Annotated in this window: 18 protein-coding genes and 1 pseudogene; 8 read left to right on the top strand and 11 right to left on the bottom strand. The window is 61.6% G+C overall.

The window, feature by feature from the left end:
• The first annotated feature begins 37 nt into the window (after positions 1–37).
• Both F7R90_RS17040 and F7R90_RS17045 read left to right on the top strand, forming a co-directional pair.
• The gene (locus tag F7R90_RS17040) at positions 38–937 is read left to right on the top strand and encodes an ABC transporter permease (RefSeq protein WP_225741205.1); all 900 of its coding nucleotides are present in this window, start codon (positions 38–40) and stop codon (positions 935–937) included.
• Position 938: 1 nt separating this feature from the next.
• Positions 939–1,853, top strand: coding sequence for an ABC transporter permease (locus F7R90_RS17045; protein ID WP_158058591.1), 915 nt, complete (start codon positions 939–941; stop codon positions 1,851–1,853).
• Between the two features lie 27 nt (positions 1,854–1,880).
• Here F7R90_RS17045 and F7R90_RS17050 read toward each other — a convergent pair whose 3' ends face one another.
• From F7R90_RS17050 to F7R90_RS17070, 5 genes and pseudogenes are all read right to left on the bottom strand, one after another.
• Positions 1,881–2,891, bottom strand: coding sequence for an A24 family peptidase (locus F7R90_RS17050; RefSeq protein ID WP_225741206.1), 1,011 nt, complete (start codon positions 2,889–2,891; stop codon positions 1,881–1,883).
• A 226-nt stretch (positions 2,892–3,117) separates the two neighbouring features.
• Entirely contained in the window at positions 3,118–3,507 is a 390-nt protein-coding gene (gene fer / locus F7R90_RS17055) for a ferredoxin Fer (RefSeq protein WP_158058592.1), read from the bottom strand.
• Positions 3,508–3,558: 51 nt separating this feature from the next.
• On the bottom strand, positions 3,559–4,755 hold the full coding sequence (locus F7R90_RS17060) for an inorganic phosphate transporter (RefSeq protein ID WP_158058593.1): 1,197 nt from the start codon (positions 4,753–4,755) through the stop codon (positions 3,559–3,561).
• A gap of 124 nt (positions 4,756–4,879) precedes the next feature.
• Positions 4,880–5,035 (bottom strand): annotated as a pseudogene (locus tag F7R90_RS17065) (inorganic phosphate transporter); the annotation flags it as partial.
• Between the two features lie 77 nt (positions 5,036–5,112).
• Positions 5,113–6,237, bottom strand: a complete 1,125-nt coding sequence (locus F7R90_RS17070) for an inorganic phosphate transporter (protein WP_158058594.1) — start codon at positions 6,235–6,237, stop codon at positions 5,113–5,115.
• 115 nt (positions 6,238–6,352) lie between these two features.
• On the opposite strand from F7R90_RS17070, the gene serA reads away from it, so the two are divergent.
• The 3 genes from serA to F7R90_RS17085 all read left to right on the top strand — a co-directional run bounded on the left by serA (position 6,353) and on the right by F7R90_RS17085 (position 10,815).
• Complete coding sequence (serA, locus tag F7R90_RS17075) at positions 6,353–7,942, top strand: phosphoglycerate dehydrogenase (RefSeq protein ID WP_158058595.1); 1,590 nt, start codon at positions 6,353–6,355, stop codon at positions 7,940–7,942.
• A gap of 165 nt (positions 7,943–8,107) precedes the next feature.
• Complete coding sequence (locus F7R90_RS17080; RefSeq protein ID WP_158058596.1) at positions 8,108–9,211, top strand: GNAT family N-acetyltransferase; 1,104 nt, start codon at positions 8,108–8,110, stop codon at positions 9,209–9,211.
• A gap of 356 nt (positions 9,212–9,567) precedes the next feature.
• Positions 9,568–10,815, top strand: a complete 1,248-nt coding sequence (locus F7R90_RS17085; RefSeq protein WP_158058597.1) for an MFS transporter — start codon at positions 9,568–9,570, stop codon at positions 10,813–10,815.
• A 28-nt stretch (positions 10,816–10,843) separates the two neighbouring features.
• On the opposite strand, the gene F7R90_RS17090 is transcribed toward F7R90_RS17085, so the two are convergent.
• Together F7R90_RS17090 and thrC are read right to left on the bottom strand one after the other, a co-directional pair.
• On the bottom strand, positions 10,844–11,212 hold the full coding sequence (locus F7R90_RS17090; protein WP_158058598.1) for a hypothetical protein: 369 nt from the start codon (positions 11,210–11,212) through the stop codon (positions 10,844–10,846).
• Between the two features lie 149 nt (positions 11,213–11,361).
• The gene (thrC, locus tag F7R90_RS17095; RefSeq protein WP_158058599.1) at positions 11,362–12,621 is read right to left on the bottom strand and encodes a threonine synthase; all 1,260 of its coding nucleotides are present in this window, start codon (positions 12,619–12,621) and stop codon (positions 11,362–11,364) included.
• Positions 12,622–12,868: 247 nt separating this feature from the next.
• Here thrC and F7R90_RS17100 point away from each other — a divergent pair, with 247 nt between their 5' ends.
• The gene (locus F7R90_RS17100; protein WP_158058600.1) at positions 12,869–13,330 is read left to right on the top strand and encodes a DUF6789 family protein; all 462 of its coding nucleotides are present in this window, start codon (positions 12,869–12,871) and stop codon (positions 13,328–13,330) included.
• Position 13,331: 1 nt separating this feature from the next.
• On the opposite strand, the gene F7R90_RS17105 is transcribed toward F7R90_RS17100, so the two are convergent.
• The 4 genes from F7R90_RS17105 to F7R90_RS17115 all read right to left on the bottom strand — a co-directional run bounded on the left by F7R90_RS17105 (position 13,332) and on the right by F7R90_RS17115 (position 16,066).
• On the bottom strand, positions 13,332–14,348 hold the full coding sequence (locus F7R90_RS17105; RefSeq protein WP_158058601.1) for a CapA family protein: 1,017 nt from the start codon (positions 14,346–14,348) through the stop codon (positions 13,332–13,334).
• A gap of 363 nt (positions 14,349–14,711) precedes the next feature.
• Complete coding sequence (locus F7R90_RS17110) at positions 14,712–14,918, bottom strand: hypothetical protein (protein WP_158058602.1); 207 nt, start codon at positions 14,916–14,918, stop codon at positions 14,712–14,714.
• 70 nt (positions 14,919–14,988) lie between these two features.
• Positions 14,989–15,336 carry a HalOD1 output domain-containing protein gene (locus F7R90_RS22845; RefSeq protein ID WP_192498349.1) on the bottom strand — a complete coding sequence of 116 codons (348 nt, stop codon included), beginning with the start codon at positions 15,334–15,336 and terminating at the stop codon, positions 14,989–14,991.
• A gap of 85 nt (positions 15,337–15,421) precedes the next feature.
• The gene (locus F7R90_RS17115; protein WP_158058603.1) at positions 15,422–16,066 is read right to left on the bottom strand and encodes a helix-turn-helix domain-containing protein; all 645 of its coding nucleotides are present in this window, start codon (positions 16,064–16,066) and stop codon (positions 15,422–15,424) included.
• 297 nt (positions 16,067–16,363) lie between these two features.
• Between F7R90_RS17115 and F7R90_RS22555 the strand changes: the two genes are divergently transcribed.
• Both F7R90_RS22555 and F7R90_RS22560 read left to right on the top strand, forming a co-directional pair.
• Positions 16,364–16,597: a hypothetical protein gene (locus tag F7R90_RS22555; protein ID WP_225741207.1), complete on the top strand. Its 234-nt coding sequence runs from the start codon at positions 16,364–16,366 to the stop codon at positions 16,595–16,597.
• A gap of 4 nt (positions 16,598–16,601) precedes the next feature.
• On the top strand, positions 16,602–16,874 hold the full coding sequence (locus tag F7R90_RS22560) for a DUF6789 family protein (RefSeq protein ID WP_225741208.1): 273 nt from the start codon (positions 16,602–16,604) through the stop codon (positions 16,872–16,874).
• Positions 16,875–16,876 lie beyond the last annotated feature (2 nt).

Genomic DNA, 16,876 nt, shown 5'->3' on the forward strand with positions numbered 1-16,876 from the left:
TGTCATGTCCGTAGAAACCTCTCAATCGTCGGACTCGATGCGTGAGCGGCTGGTGTCGCAGTTCACCTCGCACCGGAATCAACTCGGACTCACCGTCGGTCCGGGGTTGCTCTGGCTAGTCATGCTGCTGCTCGCGCCACTGACGTTCATGGTGACGGTCAGCTTCATGAATGTCAACGACGCCTACCAAATCGTCTGGCAACCGTCGTTGGACAACTATTCGCAGTTGTTCGCTGGCGAGGGGTCGTTCTGGCAGACGCCGTTCTTCCAGTCGCTCCTGCTGTCGTACTTCATCGCGGGCGTGACGACGGTCCTCTGTCTCGTCTTGGCGTTTCCGCTGGCGTATCTGCTGGCGCGCAAGGGCGGACGGACGTTCAAGGTCATCATCTTCCTCGTGTTGCTCCCGTTCTTCACGATGTACCTCGTGCGGGCGTACTCGTGGTACCTGATGTTCGGCCCGAGCGGCGTCATCAACAAGTTGCTGATGCAAATCGGTCTCATCAACAGTCCGCTCGGACTGTTCAACTACGGCATTCCGGCCATCGTGGTCGGACTCACACACGCGTACTTCCCGTACATGCTCCTCTCGCTGTACGCCAGTCTCGACGGACTCGACTTCTCGCTCATCGAAGCCTCCCGCGACCTGGGTGCGAGTCGGTTCGACGCGCTGAAAGACATCATCCTCCCGCTCGTCCTGCCGGGCATGATTAGCGGGAGTCTGTTCGTGTTCGTCCCGAGTCTCGGGGCGTTCATCACGCCGCGGTTCCTCGGGCAGGGGAAGGTACTGATGATAGGCCAACTCATCGAGAGTCGCATCAACTCGCTGTACGCCGTCGGCTACGGGAGTGCCGCGTCGATGTTCATCGTGTTGTCGATAGTCCTCGCGTTCGCACTCGCGTTCCGCTACGTCAGCGTGGACGAACTGGGAGGTGTCTGAGATGGCGACCGAGACCGACACCGACCCAAGCACGGATACCGACCGCGGCCGCAACACCGACCACAGTACCTCGACCAACGTGAACACCGGATTCCTCGACCACGAGATGAAAGAGCGACTGCTCAGTCGCGGCCTGTACGTCGTCGCTGGCGCGCTCCTCGTCTTCCTCTGGATTCCACTGCTCGTGATGATGTTCCTCTCGTTCGCACAGAACGCGAGTACGCTCCTGCCATTCCAAGGATTCACGTTCGCCCACTACGCCGCGACGTTCGCGGACGGCACGCTGATGACCGCGTTGTGGCACAGCGTCCAGATTGCGACGCTTTCGGCGCTCGTGGCGACTGTCCTCGGCGTCCTCGCCAGCTTCGCGCTGGCGCGGTACGACTTCCCGCTCAAAGAGTTCTACCGCACGTTCGGCATCCTGCCGATGGTGATTCCGGGCGTCGTGCTGGGCATCGCACTGCTCATCTACTTCCGGACACTGCTCGGCATCACACCGGGATTCCTGACCGTCGTGTTGACCCACAGCGTCTACGGCTTCCCGTTCGTGTTGCTGATGGTCTCGTCCAGACTCTACACGTTCGACGAGTCGTTAGAAGAGGCCGCACGTGACCTTGGAGCGGACCCCATCGAGACGTTCCGGGACGTGACTCTTCCCATCGTCGCACCCGCCATCGGTGCAGGATTCCTCTTCGCGTGGATTCGCTCCTTCGAGGACTTCATCCGCGTCTACTTCGTCAAGGGAACGATGGACGTGCTGACCACGTCGATGTTCTCGATGATCAAGTACGGGACCGCGCCGAAGATGAACGCTATCTCGTCGTTCATCGTCTTCGTCATTGCCGCAGTGCTGGCGGTTGCGATGAACGTCGGCAACGTCACTGGTTACGTCGCGGGCACGCAGGGCGACGAGTAGTCTCGTTCACTCGCTGTTCTTTTTTGCTCAGACCAGTCCGAGCAGGCCCAACAGCCCGAACAGCAGGTCGCCGTACGTCAGCGAGACTACCAAGCCGAAGAACAGCGGAACGATGAAGGGGATGCCTGGCGAGACCCAGACGCGCTCCTCGCGGGTCAGCACCTCAAGCCCCCCTCGCAGACGCTCGGGCGTGGTACCGTAGGCGCTCCCCTGAATGTCGTTCAGGAACTTCTCTGCGCCCCACGGGTCGTTCTCGGGCACGTCGATTGCCGGGACGTAGTTCGTCCGCTTGTGTTCGCCGCCGTCAGCGCGCGTCACCGCACCGTCACCCGGCGAGTTCGGATTCGCGGGGAGCGTCGCCGGGTCCCGGAAGTGGTCGGTCTGTTCGCGCAGGTCCCCCAAGGTCAGGCCGCGCCAGCGCAGATACATCCGCACGGCGTCTAAGTCTACGCCGTTGCCCGAGAGACCGTCTTCGGATTCGAGCAGTTTCCCGTGCGCTCGCGGAATCTCGTCCCACCTGACTGGCTTCCCGATGGCCATCATCTTCGAGAACCGTCCGGCGACGACGTTCCGAAGCAAGATTGCGAGCGGGAACAGCGCACCGAGCAAGACCGTGTTGGTCAGGATGGTGAGCGAGAACACGCCCAACGTGGTGGTCTGGTGAGGGAGTTTCAGTCCGAGCGTCGGCAACTCGTAGACTGGGAAGGTCGGGAAGAGCGCGGCGACGACGAGGAACGCCTTCGCGTCCGCGCCGCCGAACGCACGGAACCACCAGAAAGCGATGACTAGCGGCGCGACGAAGCCGAGGCTCACGGCCGTCCGAATCCCGAACGCTCGGGTCTGGAACGCGGTGCCGATGACTGCCAGCCAGCCCTCCCAGAACAGGAGGACGACGGCGAGTATCGCCAGCGGATACCACGTCTGGTTCGGGACGCGTCGCGTCTCGATGTCTCGCCACGACGCCCAACCTAAGATAGGGACCGCGAGGAGTCGGAGGAGGTCGGGTATCGAAGCGTCGATGAAACCGAAAGCGGGCATCTATCTGTTCGTGCCCGAGTTAGTTTCGGCCACCTATATAAAACTACGAGTATGTGACGGCAGAGTAGAACGTCGCCCCGATACGAGGTCGGGCGGTCGTCTCCAGTCGAAACGGAGGGGGTGAATCGAGTGTTAGTCAGCACTTTCGTACAACTGTTACGACACGAAAAGCGGGCGACAATGGGGAGTCACCCACGAAAAATCGTCGAGAAACTGTTTCGACGCGTTAGATGACGCGGTTCTGCAGGTAGTCGAGGTGCTTGGCGTTGTAGACGATCTTGACCTCGTCGGTGGCCGCGCTACCGATGCAGGTCAGGCGGACGTTCTTCTCGTCCACTTCCTCGTCGCTGAGGATCTGCTGCATGTCCATGTCGATTTCGCCCTCTTTGACGATGGCTGCACAGTTTGCACACGCGCCAGCGCGGCACGAGAAGGGCCAGTCGTAGCCCTGTGCCTCTGCGGCTTCGAGGATGTACTCGCCCTCGTTGACATCGAGGCTGCCGTAGTCCTCGTCGCTGAGGCCCGCGTCGGCGGCTTCGTCGAAGAGGTCGTCGTCGTCCATGTCCCAGCCCTGGTCGTCCAGCACTTCGTAGTTGAGGTATTCTACGGTTGGCATCACGCGGGGATTCTACACCGGTACGGTTAGTAGTTGCTGTTTCCCACGAGCTTACTGATAAATCGGGAAGAATTCGAACAGGAGGAACGACGCGACCGCGGAGATTGACGGGGTCAGAATCCACAGCATGATGACCCGCCCGGTCGCCGCGGGGTCGAACAGGTCCTTCCCTTGCAGTTGTTTGGGGTCCTCTTCGCCGATTTTCGCCACTTCGTCCTCCGGTTCGGCCGCGAGCGCGCCGACAGACATCTTCGACTCCTCGCCGGATTTCTCTCCCTGCTCGCCGCGAACTGCCGCCGCCGCGGCGTCTTTGACCGTCGTCGAGCGCGTCGCTCGGCCCCAGCCGAGACCGATGATGCACATCGTCGCGCTCACCGCCAGACTCGCCGGGATGCCGAGATACGAGAGGAACGTGATGAGACTCGCGCTGACGACCTCCACAATGAGTGCGGCCAGTATGGGCAGGTCGGTGAGGTCGTTGCCGACCGTGTCGAGGGTGCGCCGGGCGATGGTGAACGCGCCGAGCGCGATGGCTCCCGCCGCCAGAAAGATACCTTGGTTCATTTCGACTGCTCCGCTCCCGACGAGCGGTGCGACGGCGTTGGCGACGTTGCTCGCGCCCGCAGAGAACGCCATGTAGCAGGCGATGATGACCACCAGAATGCTACTGACGAGTTCTCTCCGCGTCGTGTTCGCACCCGCCGTCGGAATCGGAATGGAGGCGACGCGGTTGTACTCCAACAACGGACCTTCCGATTGGTCGATGCGGAACCACGCGTCGAGATAGGGGTAGAGATACCGGCCGATGACCGCACAGACCCAGAACGCCACGATAGGCGCGACGAGCCACCACGAGACGATGCCGCCCATCACGCCCCAGTTGATGTCGCCCGCCGCGACTCCGAGTCCGGCGATTGCGCCGACCGCGGTCATGGAGGTCGAGGCTGGGACGCCGAAGAGGTTCGAGACGAGCAGTGCGAGGCCGACGAAGAAGAGGACCCCGACGCTCGCACCGAGGGTGAACAGTTCCGAGGGGACGATTTGTCCACCCATCGTCTCGACAACGTTTCGGCCGACCGTCCAACCACCCAAGAGAGCGAAGGTCGCCATCATCGTGGCCGCCCCAAGTTTCGAGATGACGCCACTGCCGACCGCGGGGCCGAACGCGACACCGGTGGAAGACCCACCGATGTTGAACCCGACGAAGACGGCGACCGCGAGACCGACGAGTAAGAGTAGACTAATCACAGTCAGTACAAGGCAGGAGGGCGGTTTAAATTCCACTATCTGAAAACCAGGACGGAGTCGATTGCGAGCGAAATAAAACTCCGACGTTCACGACCGTCGCTCACGTCGCGAAGAGCGGCACGAACGAGAACAGCACGTAGGAGGCGGCCGCCGAGAGCGACTTCGAGGTCACGTCACTCCCGACGACCGGGCCGAGCGCCACGCCCGTGGAGGACCCACCGATGTTGAAGCCGACGAAGACGGCGACGGCTACGCCGACGAGTAAGAGGGGACCAATCACAGGTCCGACTTCCACCTGTCAGAAAGTAACCGTACCGGCCAGCGAAATTCAGGGGGACCGGAACGACACTGATGTTCTCACGCAATCGGCACGTACCGAAAGACCAGATACGCCGACACTGTCGCCACCGCCGGAACCAGATTTTGGAGGACGATGACCCTGGCAGTCGTCGCAGGCTGGTACAGTTCCGCTATCGCCGGGTCGCCGTCTTCGCCGCCATCGACCGCTCCGGCGACGCTCGACGCCGGAACCGAGGGCGTCTCCGGCACGGCTTCTGCGACAGTCGCGCGACCCCAGCCAAGTCCGACGACGCTCATCGTGGCGATGACGACGAAACTGGCTGGAATGCCGAGTGCCGACAACACCGTCACGATGGAGGCGCTCACGACGGCGACGACGAGGGCCGCCACGAGTGGAAGGTCAGTCAAGTCGTTGCCGACCGTATCGAGGGTGCGCCGGGCGATAGTGAACGCACCGAGTGCGGTCGCACCGGCCGCGAGCAGGATACCCTGATTCATAGTAATCGCGCCGTTGCCGACGAGCGGTGCGACGGCGTTGGCGACGTTGCTCGCGCCCGCCGAGAACGCCATGTAACAGCCGATTGCGACCACGAGGGCCGTGCCGCCGAACTCCCGCAGCGTGGTGTTCGACTGGAGTTTCGGCCGCGGGACGGCGCTTGATTTGTCCAGCACGAGTAGTGGTCCCTTGCTCTGTCTGATGGCGATTCGCTCGTCTAATTCGTCGTACCAGTAGCGACCGACCATCCCGCTGACCCAGAAGCCGACGACCGGCGCGACGAGCCACCAGCCGACGATTTCCACGACCGTCTGGACGTTCAGTTGTCCGATGGCCAGTCCCAATCCGATGATGGCTCCGACAGCAGTCATGGAGGTCGAGGCGGGCACGCCGAAGACGTTGCCGACGAACAGCGCGAGTCCGATGAACAGCAGGACGACGATGCTGACCTCCATGGTGAATGGGTCGCCCCTGACGAGGCCGCTCTGGAGCGTGTCCACGACGCGGCGGCCGACGGTCCACCCGCCGACGAAGAAGAAGACGCTCATCAGTGCGGCCGCACCGACTTTCGAGACAGTGTCGCTCCCGACCGCGGGGCCAAACGCGACGCCCGTGTTCGACCCACCGATGTTGAAGCCGACGAAGACGGCGACTGCGAGACCGACGAGCAGGAGGAGACTGGTCACGACACAGGTTTCACAGGCATCGCGCTTAAGTGCTAACTCTTCACAGCTCCTCGCGAGCGCGGCAAATTGTACAGACGGGCAAAGGGTTATCCCGTCTGAACCGGTGGTGATATTTATGAAAGTCCTCGTCACGGACCCTATCGCCGATGCAGGGTTAGACCGGCTTCGCGAGGCTGGTCACGAAGTCGAAACCGCATACGACGTAGAGGGCGACGCGTTGCTCTCTGCGGTCGCGGACGCAAACGGACTCATCGTCCGCTCTGGCACGGACGTTTCCGAGGAGGTCTTCGAGGCCGCTTCGGAACTCGTCATCGTCGGCCGCGCAGGTATCGGCGTAGACAACATCGACATCGACGCGGCGACCGAACACGGCGTCATCGTCGCTAACGCCCCGGAGGGCAACGTCCGGGCCGCCGCAGAGCACACAGTCGCGATGGCGTTCGCCGCCGCACGGTCGATTCCGCAAGCCCACGTCCGACTCAAGGGTGGCGAGTGGGCGAAGGGCGACTACCTCGGCACCGAGGTCAACGGCAAGACGCTCGGTGTCGTCGGCCTCGGCCGCGTCGGACAGGAAGTCGCGAAGAAACTCGACTCGCTGGGGATGGACCTCGTCGCGTACGACCCCTACATCAGCGAGGACCGCGCTGCCCAACTCGGTGCGGAACTGGTCAGCTTAGACGACTGTCTCGCCCGTGCGGACTTCCTTACGGTTCACACGCCGCTCACCCCCGAAACTGAAAATCTCATCAGCGACGAGGAACTCGCGGAACTCGAAGACGGGTATCTGGTCAACTGCGCTCGCGGCGGTGTCGTAGACGAAGCGGCACTCGCGGAAGCCGTCGAAGACGGCGTTCTCGCTGGTGCCGCAGTGGACGTGTTCGCCGACGAACCGGTCTCGGAGGACAACCCGCTCCTCTCGGTAGACGACGTAGTCGTCACGCCCCACCTCGGTGCGAGTACCTCCGCGGCACAGGAGAACGTCGCAACCAGCACCGCCGACCAAGTGGTCGCCGCGTTCGCCGAAGAACCGGTCGTCAACGCGCTGAACGCGCCCTCCATCGACGAGAGCGCGTTCCCGCGCGTCGAACCATACATCGGCCTCGCCGAAACCGCGGGGAAAATCGCCACGCAACTGCTGGACCAGCGCATCGAGTCCATCGAAGTCCACTACGAGGGCGACATCGCCGAAGAGGACGTAGAACTCGTCACCGCCAGCGCGCAGAAGGGCGTCTTCCAACCGCTCGAATGGCAGGTCAACGCCGTCAACGCGCCCCAAATCGCGGAGGACCGCGGCGTCGAAGTCACCGAGAGCAAGACTCGTCAGACCGACGACTTCCAGAGTCTCGTCCGCGTCACCGTCCGGAGTGACGACGACGAGATTAGCGTCGAAGGCACGCTGTTCGCGGGTGACGACCCCCGAATCGTTCGCATCGACGATTACCGCGTCGATGCCATCCCGCACGGTCACATGCTCGTCGCGCGAAACGAGGACGCACCGGGCGTCATCGGGTTCATCGGCACCGTGCTGGGCGACCACCAAGTCAACATCGCGGGGATGTTCAACGCCCGCGAGACTATCGGCGGGGAGGCACTGAGTGTCTACACACTGGACGAACAGGTGTCCGACGAAGCCAAGCAAGCACTCGAAAGCGACGAGCGCATCATCGGCGTGCAGTACATCGAACTGAACGGTACTGGAGAGTAGTCGAGCCAGTTCGCCCCACCGAGTTTACCCTACTTATCGCAGTACGGAACCGCGACACTGTCCTGGACCGCGTCCGTGGTCGGCGTGCAACTGTCGGCGTTATCTCATTTTTGTCGCTCGCTAAGTATCCAATAACAAAGACTGAGACGTGCGTTACTTGGAGCCATGTCTCGACAGCAACCGCGCGACTTGACCGACGACTACTCGGTCAGATGGTTCGAGTCAGGCGACCGGTCGGGGTTCCTGTCGCTCTGTGACGTGCAGTGGGACTGGACACCGACCGCCGACTGGTTCGACTGGAAGTACGTCGAGGACCCGTATCTCTCGCACGTCCCCATCACCGTCGCGGAGCGAGACGGCGAAATCGTCGGGGCACAAGGCTACCTTCCCTGTCGGATTCGGCGTGGCGAGATGTCTGTCCTCGCACTCCAACCGACGGACGCGGTGGTTCACCCCGACCACCGCAGAAACGGTCTCTACACTCGTATCACCAAGCAAGCCATCGACCGGTACACCGACGGCGACCCGGCGTTCTTCTTCAACTTCCCCAACGAGTCGGCGTTCGGTGCCCAGCAGAAACTCGGCTGGGTGGCAGTAGACGAAGTCACGAACTACTACCGACTCCAACGCCCTGCCGAAGTCCTCGACTCAGTCGGCGTCGGCAGTGCGGCGCGAGCACTCGGCCGCGCAGCAGATTCGGTAGCCAGTGCGTACCTCGGTGCCCGCGACCTGTCTGCGAGCGTAGCGGAGGACGTTGACGTTACCACCCACTCGACTGTCCCTGCCCAGACGCTGGCGTCGCTGTACGACTCTGCCCCACCAGCGAAACTGCACGTCCACCGCGATTCGCAGTTCTACCGCTGGACGTTCGACGCGCCGAACTACGACCACACGACGTACGTCGCGCGCCGCGAGGGCCGCCCGATTGGAGCCCTCACCACCAGAACTCGAGACGGGAAGAAAGTCCTCATCGCGGACGCGCTCCCGCCGAACTCTCACTCCGAGGCGTTCACGAAGTTGCTCGCCGTCCTCCTCGAAGACAACGAGGACGCGAACATCATCGCGGTGTCCGACTCGACGCTGCCGCGCGAACTGCTCGCCAAATTCGGTTTCGTGAGCGACGAACGACCGCTCCTCTCGCGGGTCTGCGTGCCGAAGTATATGGCCGTGCGTCCGCTGTCCCGCGTGGCCGATTCGACTCCGTTCTCTCCGGCCGAACTCACCGACGAAGACTGTTGGCGAGTCACCTTCGTCGAACAGATGGACTGAACGTTCGACGGTCGCGCTCTTCTGTCGGGAATCAAACGTTCGAAACCCGACGACGGCCGTCGCTTATTTTGGTGTGGTCCGCAAATCCAAGCCTGGCCAATGAGTATCCTCAACGACATCGGGAGACGAGCAAAAGAATTCACGAAACTCGGCGCGTCAGCGGAAAACGACACGGACAGAGCCTATGCGTGCGTCAACTGCGGTGCTGGGTTCGACGCGGACCACGCGTGGTGTCCGAGTTGCGACACTGATGGTGTAACCGAGCTGAAGTAACCGAGTCGAAGACGACCGGCACCTACACCTGGCGCTCTGCCGCAACGACCGAACTCAAATACCTGCACCCGTTTCCTTCGAGCGTGTCCCACGGCCACGCCGAGGAGTCGAGCGACGACCGAGAGCGACTGCTCACCGGTTACTCCGGTCGATTGCTCCTCGTGGCCTCGCTCGGATGGACGGCCATCCAGACCGGTCGCCTCGTCCTCTCGCCGCTGTTGCCGACGGTGATGGACGAACTCGCCATCACCGAACTCCAATCCGGAATGGCCTTCTCGCTGTTGTGGGGGCTGTACGCGCTCGGCCAGTTTCCGAGCGGTCGCCTCTCGGACGCACTCACTCGGAAGACGCTGCTGGTCGCCGGACTCTCCCTGCTCGCGGTCGGCTTCTCTATTCTCGCTACCGCTTCGGGCTACTCCGTCTTCTTGCTCGGTGCCGCCGTCGTCGGTGCCGGTGCAGGTCTCTACCCAACTCCGGCGCGTGCGCTCGTTTCGGACTTGTTCGTAGAGCGTCGCGGGCAGGCGTTCGGTCTGCACACCGCTTCCGGTGACGTGGGTGGTGCCACGGCGGCCGGACTCGCAGTAGCCGTCCTCGCAATCGCCACGTGGCGTGCGGCGTACATTCCGGTCGTCGCCGTCGTAGTGTTCGTCGCGCTCGCGCTCCATCTGTGGGGTCGTGAGAGCTACACGCTCCCACAATTCGACCCCGAATCGCTCGCGGACGCCGCGAGCGACACCACCGACACGGCCCGCCGACTGCTCGGCAACCGGCGACTGCGGTGGCTTTTGCTCGCGTACTCGCTGTACGCCTTCACGTGGCAGAGCGCGGCGGGGTTCCTGCCGACGTTCCTCCAGCGGGCGAAGGACTTCCCGCCCGGACTCGCCAGCGGCGGGTTCGCCGCGCTGTTCGTCGTCGGCGCGCTCGTCAAACCGTTGGCTGGGTCGCTCGGCGACAGATTCGGTCGGTCTCGGGTCGCAGCGGCCGCGCTCGCGCTCGCCACGCTCGCGCTCGCTGGAATCTTGTCGGTCTCTGGCACCGCGCTCGTCGCAGGTGGTGTCGTCGTCTTCGCGGCGGGCCTGATGGCGTACCCGCCGGTGATGCAGGCGTTCCTGATGGACGCGTTTCCGGACGGAAGCATGGGTGGAGACCTCGGTGCGACTCGCACCGTCTACATCGGTCTCGGCAGTCTCGGGACAACGTACGTCGGCTTCGTCGCCGGACGAGCCTCCTACACCGTGGCGTTCGCGGGCTTGCTGGCCTGCTTACTCGTCAGTGGTGCAATCGTCGTCTGGCTCGCACGGACTGGCCGAGAAGCAGAACCGAAGGGGTAGTGAGCGCGTGGAGAGGGAGACAGGCGAGTCAGAAACCGAGCCAGTCTTTCAGTCGCGCGAGCAGACCGGGCGTCTGCTTAGTTCCGGTCCACTGCACGTCGCTGGTGTCGCTCTGTTGGTCGGCGATTGCTCGCTGATACGACTCCGTGCGCTCTTCTAAGATTCGCTCGTTCCGGGTGACGACGGCGTCGAGTTGGGACTCTTTGCGGTCAAGTTGGTTTTCGAGGCAGGCGACTTCGTCTTCGAGTTGCGCCCGTTCGGCCAGTAAGTCCTCGTACCGCTGTTCGTATCGTTCGTAAAGCTCTGCGCGGCCTTCTTCGAGTTCGGGCCGGATTCGGTCGTGTACACGTTGCGGGCAGACCACCACGACCAGTTCGTCGTCTCCGTCGTGTGCCATCGAGGGGGCCGCATCGTGAGCCTGGTTTGGGGTATCGGCGCTCACGAAAATATACACGGTCCCAAGGGGTAAAAAATCGCGTCAGACAAGCGAACGACGGCGTCAGACGCCTGTCTCGCGGCAGTCGTCCGCCTTTCGTGGTCCAGTATCTACTCTCCGAGATGTTCCAGCACGCCCTCGGTGTCGGCCGGAACCGGTTCGGGGTCCGCACCGGCGGCCGCCGCGGCGTCGGGATCTTTCAGCAAGTGACCGGTCGTCAGGCAGACGACCTGCTCCTCACTCCCAATCTCGCCCGACTCGCGGAGTTTCCGGAGTCCCGCGACGGAGGCCGCGCTGGCAGGTTCGACGCCGACGCCATCCCGTGCGAGTGCGCGCTGGGCGTCGGTAATCTCTTCGTCGGAGACTGCCACCGCAGTCCCACCGGTCTCTCGAATCCCCGGTAGTGCCTTCGGCGCGTTGACTGGGTTGCCGATTCGGATGGCGGTCGCGCGGGTCTCGACTTCGTCCCAGCGCCGAACTTCGTCGTTGCCCTCCTCGATGGCTTCGACCATGGGGGCCGCGCCCTCGGCCTGTACGCCGGTCAGGGTCGGTACTTCTTCGACCGACAACTCCCCGGCCGCGACGAGTTCTCTGAACGCCTTGTAGAGCGCCGCGGTGTTGCCCGCGTTGCCCACGGGGAGGACGATTCGGTCCGGCAGGTCGCCGGTCTGGTCCCGAAACTGCTCGATAATTTCGAGGCCGATGGTCTTCTGGCCCTCCAGTCGGAAGGGGTTCAGCGAGTTGAGAAGGTACGCTTCCCCGCGCTCGGCGAGGTCCGAGACGATGTCGAGACAGGCGTCGAAGTTGCCATCGACTTCCAGAATCCGCGCGCCGTGGAGACTTGCTTGCGCGACCTTTCCGGCGGCGACTTTTCCGGCAGGAAGCAGGACGAGAACTTCAGTGCCCGCTCGCGCGCCGTAGCAGGCCAGCGCCGCGCTCGTGTTGCCAGTCGAGGCGCAGGCGAGACGACCGACGCCCAGTTCCTCGGCGACTCTCACGCCGACGGTCATGCCTCTGTCTTTGAAACTTCCCGTCGGGTTCATGCCCTCGTGTTTGACTCTGAGGTCGGCCACGCCGACTTCGTCCTCGATGGTCGGGACAGCGTAGAGTGGCGTGTTGCCCTCTTCGATGCTGACGCCTGCGTCGAAGGGAAGCGCGTCGGCGTAGCGCCAGACGCCAGTTCCCTCGAACTCGTCGAACGTCGGATGCTCGTCGTAGCGAACTTCCAGCAGGCCGTCACAGTCGGGACAGCGATACCGGACTTCTTCGAACGGCGCGCCCATCCACTCACACTCGATGCAGGCCAACCAGACGCCGTCGTCGGCGACTGCGGGGGCTTCCGAACGGTCCCCAGACAAATCGAGACTCATCGTTCTGCGGGAGGGTAGCGACGGGTAAAAGTCAGTGGGTTAGTGGTAGTATTGCGACTGTGACGCTCTAACACGAGTTGGAAAAGGTCTAATAGAGATTCAGATGGGTAAACTCAGGCAGGACCGTTCAAATCGGGCGTCGAAAGAAAAAGCTGTCCGAATTCTTGCCCATATATCTTTGCACTGTGTGCAACCCGCCGCACGCGCGCCGAACGGCCATCTTCACGTCCGTCGTAGCTATCACTGCATGTCCTCAGAGACCACGACAGCGGCCGGAACGGCGACTCGAACGACCGCGTTGAAAGGCGGTGTCCTCGCGGGACTCCTTGGCGGAGTCGCGATGGGTGTGATGCTCACCACCCAGATGAACCCAGTAATCAGCAAGGCCATCCCAGCGATGTACGGCCTCAGCGGCATCGCCGCAGGATGGGTCGTTCACCTCTTCCACGCGCTCGTCCTCGGCGTCGTCTTCGCGGCCATTGCAAGCTCACTGAACATCGATTCCACGGCCAAGAGCGTCGGTCTCGGCGTCGGCTTCGGTCTGCTCACGTGGGCCGTCCTCGCAGTCCTCGTGATGCCCATCTGGCTCGGTGCCGTGGGCTTCCCGAACGCGCCTGACGTTCCGAACGTCAGTTCGAAGAGCTTCGTGGGCCACGTCGTCTACGGCCTCGTTCTCGGCGTCGTCTTCCCCTACGTCGAGACCCTCTGAATTAGAGCGCCAGCACCAACGCTTCTCCGTCTCGCTCGAACGTCGTGCCGAACGGTTTCGACAGCTTTCGCATCCGCTGTCGAGTCCACTCCGCGCCGCCGTCGCTCGCTAGATGGACGGCGCAGTCGTCGATTTCTGTTGGCGTCAGTCGTAGCTCCGTCACTTCCCACTTCCCTTTCTCCTCCACTACCACCTCGAACAGAAAGCTCCGGTCGTTTCGAAGCGCGGGGTCTACCGCGTAGTCGTCCACGAAGTCGCCACAGTCGTATAATACGAGCGACCCGTCGTACACCTCGACTGCCTGAAACACGTGCGCGCTGTGGCCGTGAATCACGTCTACGCCCTGTTCTGTGAGCCAGTGGGCGAGTTCGCTGAAGTGGCGCGGCGGCGCTTCGACCATGTTCGGTCCCCAGTGGAGCGAGGCGACGAGCAGGTCGGGGTCAGACTCCTTGGCACTGGCCAACTGCTCGGCCAGCACCGCTCGACTCCCTGTTTCGTCCCGCGAGTCGAGATACGCAACGCCCGGTTGCTCCGTTTTCGCGGCGAACTCGGGCGTGTTGTCCGTCGCCGAGACGAACGCGACTCGGAGGTCGTCGTCGCTGTCTGCACTTGTACTGAGTTCGATTTTCGCTGGCTCTCGGGCCTCCGCAAGCGTCTCTCCCGCCCCCGAGCGAGCGATTCCCGCGCCATCGAGGTGGTCGAGCGTGTCGAGCAGTGCCGTCTCCCCGTAATCCAGCAGATGGTTGTTCGCCAGCGTCGCCCAATCGACGCCCACCGATTCGAGCGCGGGAACTGCCCACTCCGGATGTGCTCGAAAGTGAAACGGTCGATACGTCCGCGTCCACTGCTTGCCTCGCGTCGAGAGACAGCACTCCAGATTGACGAACAAGCCGTCGAGCGAACACAATTGATCGAAGACGTTCCCCCAGACCGCGTTCGCTGGTCTCCTCTCGAATCGCTGTCGCTCGTCCACTAACCGGCCGAGCATCACGTCGCCGGTGAAGCCTAGTCGCACCATTCGGTTCCAACCCCCTTCGTTTCGTTTGGAGACCACCGGGCTTCTATCTGTCTGCCGGGAGGGTTCGACCCGACGAATCGCTGCGTACGATAGCAATCACTCGAAAGCTAATCGCTCGTCGCTTCGTCAAGCAAGGCGGCAGAGTGAACGTCGAAGATGGCCTCGCCGATATCACATCAGTGAGAAGATACTACCGGGCAACGTCGTCTCGGGAGCAACCACGCAACGACTGCTCGGGTCGCTCCGATTTAGTCTGGATAGCGAATTGCGCACCACGAGCAACTCGTGTTGTAGGCTCGTTCGAGACTCTCAGCGTCTGTGTCGGCCCAACGTACGAACTGAAGTCTACTATGGAGAAGAGATTTACTGGGATTTCTCCTTCGTCATTCGCCAGTACAGATACTGCTCGAACAGTGGAGACGTATTATCGTGGCCACACTCCGGACAGTCTAATCCCGCAACGTTGTTGACTCCGACCGGCACGTCGAATCCGCAGTCGTTCCGACAGGTGATGGTGTCATATCGGTTACTTACTTCCGCGAGCACGTCGTCGTAATGGTTGTTTACCAAATGTGTTCTCGCTTCCTGCTTGAATGGCTCCAACGTCTCGGACTCCACGTTCGAATCGCAAAAATCACAATCAATTCGAAACATTCGCTCTAGAAGCTTTCTCGCTAAGAGTGATGGTTTCGGTGCCATCAGTCGTGATGTGATACCCCTCGTAATCGAAGGAAACAGTGCCACTCGTGTGAGTTACTCCCGTATCGGTGGACGAACGAAACAGCGAGTTCAGGGCTTCCGTGTCGATTCTCGAAAAGAGTGGTACCAACTTCGATTGGTCCGTTTCTCTCTCGGTCCGCACAGCACGAACGACAGCTTCAGTAACCGCTTCATCGGACTGTATTAGGTATTCTTCCCTCTCCCCTTCTTGCGTCTGTGTATTGGCTGTTTTCGACTGTTTAGTTTCAGTTGCGTTTGAACCCGTCATCGGAAATCATAGCTCGTTACTATGTAAGGGCGTAAACCGATTGAGTTCCCGAACCGCATATGCAGGTCTTATAAGTAGGGTGAGGTCACTCGATGTCCAACGTATCACCGATGAGGTTACTATTCCCTCGTCGCAATCGGTCGGTGAACGATTGGCGTGAGATGCCGATTTCCGCGGCCAACTCTTCGAGATTGGTTTGTGCAGGAACCTCGTAGTACCCGTTGTTGTACGCTAATAGTAAGGCTTCGCGCTGGTCCGACGTGAGACTGTATTGCCCCTTATTGTTTGCTTCACCGACCGAATGAAGACGGGTTAACTCGACACGGATGTCGTGGGCCGTACAGTACTGCTGGAAGTTCTTTATCTGGTCGTTTACTTCCGCACGGAACTCGAACTCCCAATTCTCCTGCGTTCCGGTCGCGGCAAGTAGCGTGAGATCCGAATCTATGATTCCAGTGAGGACGCCTTCGGTGTTGATGTCCCAGTCGGCACGAAACAATCCCTGTTCGCCAAGGTCGTCGATGACGGTGAACGAATCTAACGCTCCCTGGTCTTCGAGCGTCTTCTGAACGCGTTCGACGGGCACGTTTCGCACCCAGAAATACGGCAAGATAGCTTTCTTCGTAGGGACGACGCGCTCGATTTCGATAGTCACGTCCGGAATCGCATCGAAAATACCCCCGAGAGGGAAATCCTCGGACGGAATTGAAAATTCGGCGATGATTGCCATGCTTAGCTAACGACTTCATCCTCCATAATAGTGTCCAACGTGTGATTCGAGAGTCCCAGCTACTCTGTTCACTCGCTGACCGTCCTGCTCTTATCGGAATCGACATCTCTTGACAGCGATTAGATAGGTTGTGCTATCACGGTGGAGAGCTTACCTGCACGAACTTTTTGTTCGACTACGTGGCAGGCCTCGATAGAGAGTAATCGAACGTAGTCGCTCTGTAAGTCTTCGTTGTCGCTCTGAACGTCTCGAAACGAACGTCGTTGTTTTTCTCGCTCCACAGCGTCACAGAGTGACATGGCAGAGACTGAAACCGGAGTCCAACGAGAGACGGCCCTCCAGAACCGCTGGGTCAGCGGTGCCGTCGGCGGACTCGTCGGCGGCATCATCTTCGGACTGCTGATACAGTTCGTGATGGGTATCATGCCCGTCATCGGGGCGCTGTACGGTGTCGAGAGTCTCGTCGCGGGATGGGTCGCTCACCTCTTCCACAGCGTGGTGTTCGGTCTGACAGCGTGGTGTTCGGTCTGACAGCGTGGTGTTCGGTCTGGTCTACGCCGCTGTCGTGGGCGTGCCGAGTCTGTCGCAGTACGCCACCAAAGAGACGACCGGCGCGGCCCTCGGGGCGGCCTACGGCGTCGTCCTCTGGTTCGTCGCCGCCGGGTTCGTCATGCCAATCTGGCTCGACGCCGTGGGGTTCTCGAACCCACCGCCAGTTCCGAACCTCAGCGCGATGAGTCTCGTGGGTCATCTCGTCTACGGGGTCCTCCTCGGCGCACTCTTCGCCACGATGAGTCAGCGACGCTAAAA

The sequence above is a fragment of the Halorussus halophilus genome (genome assembly GCF_008831545.1).
GTDB lineage: Archaea > Halobacteriota > Halobacteria > Halobacteriales > Haladaptataceae > Halorussus > Halorussus halophilus.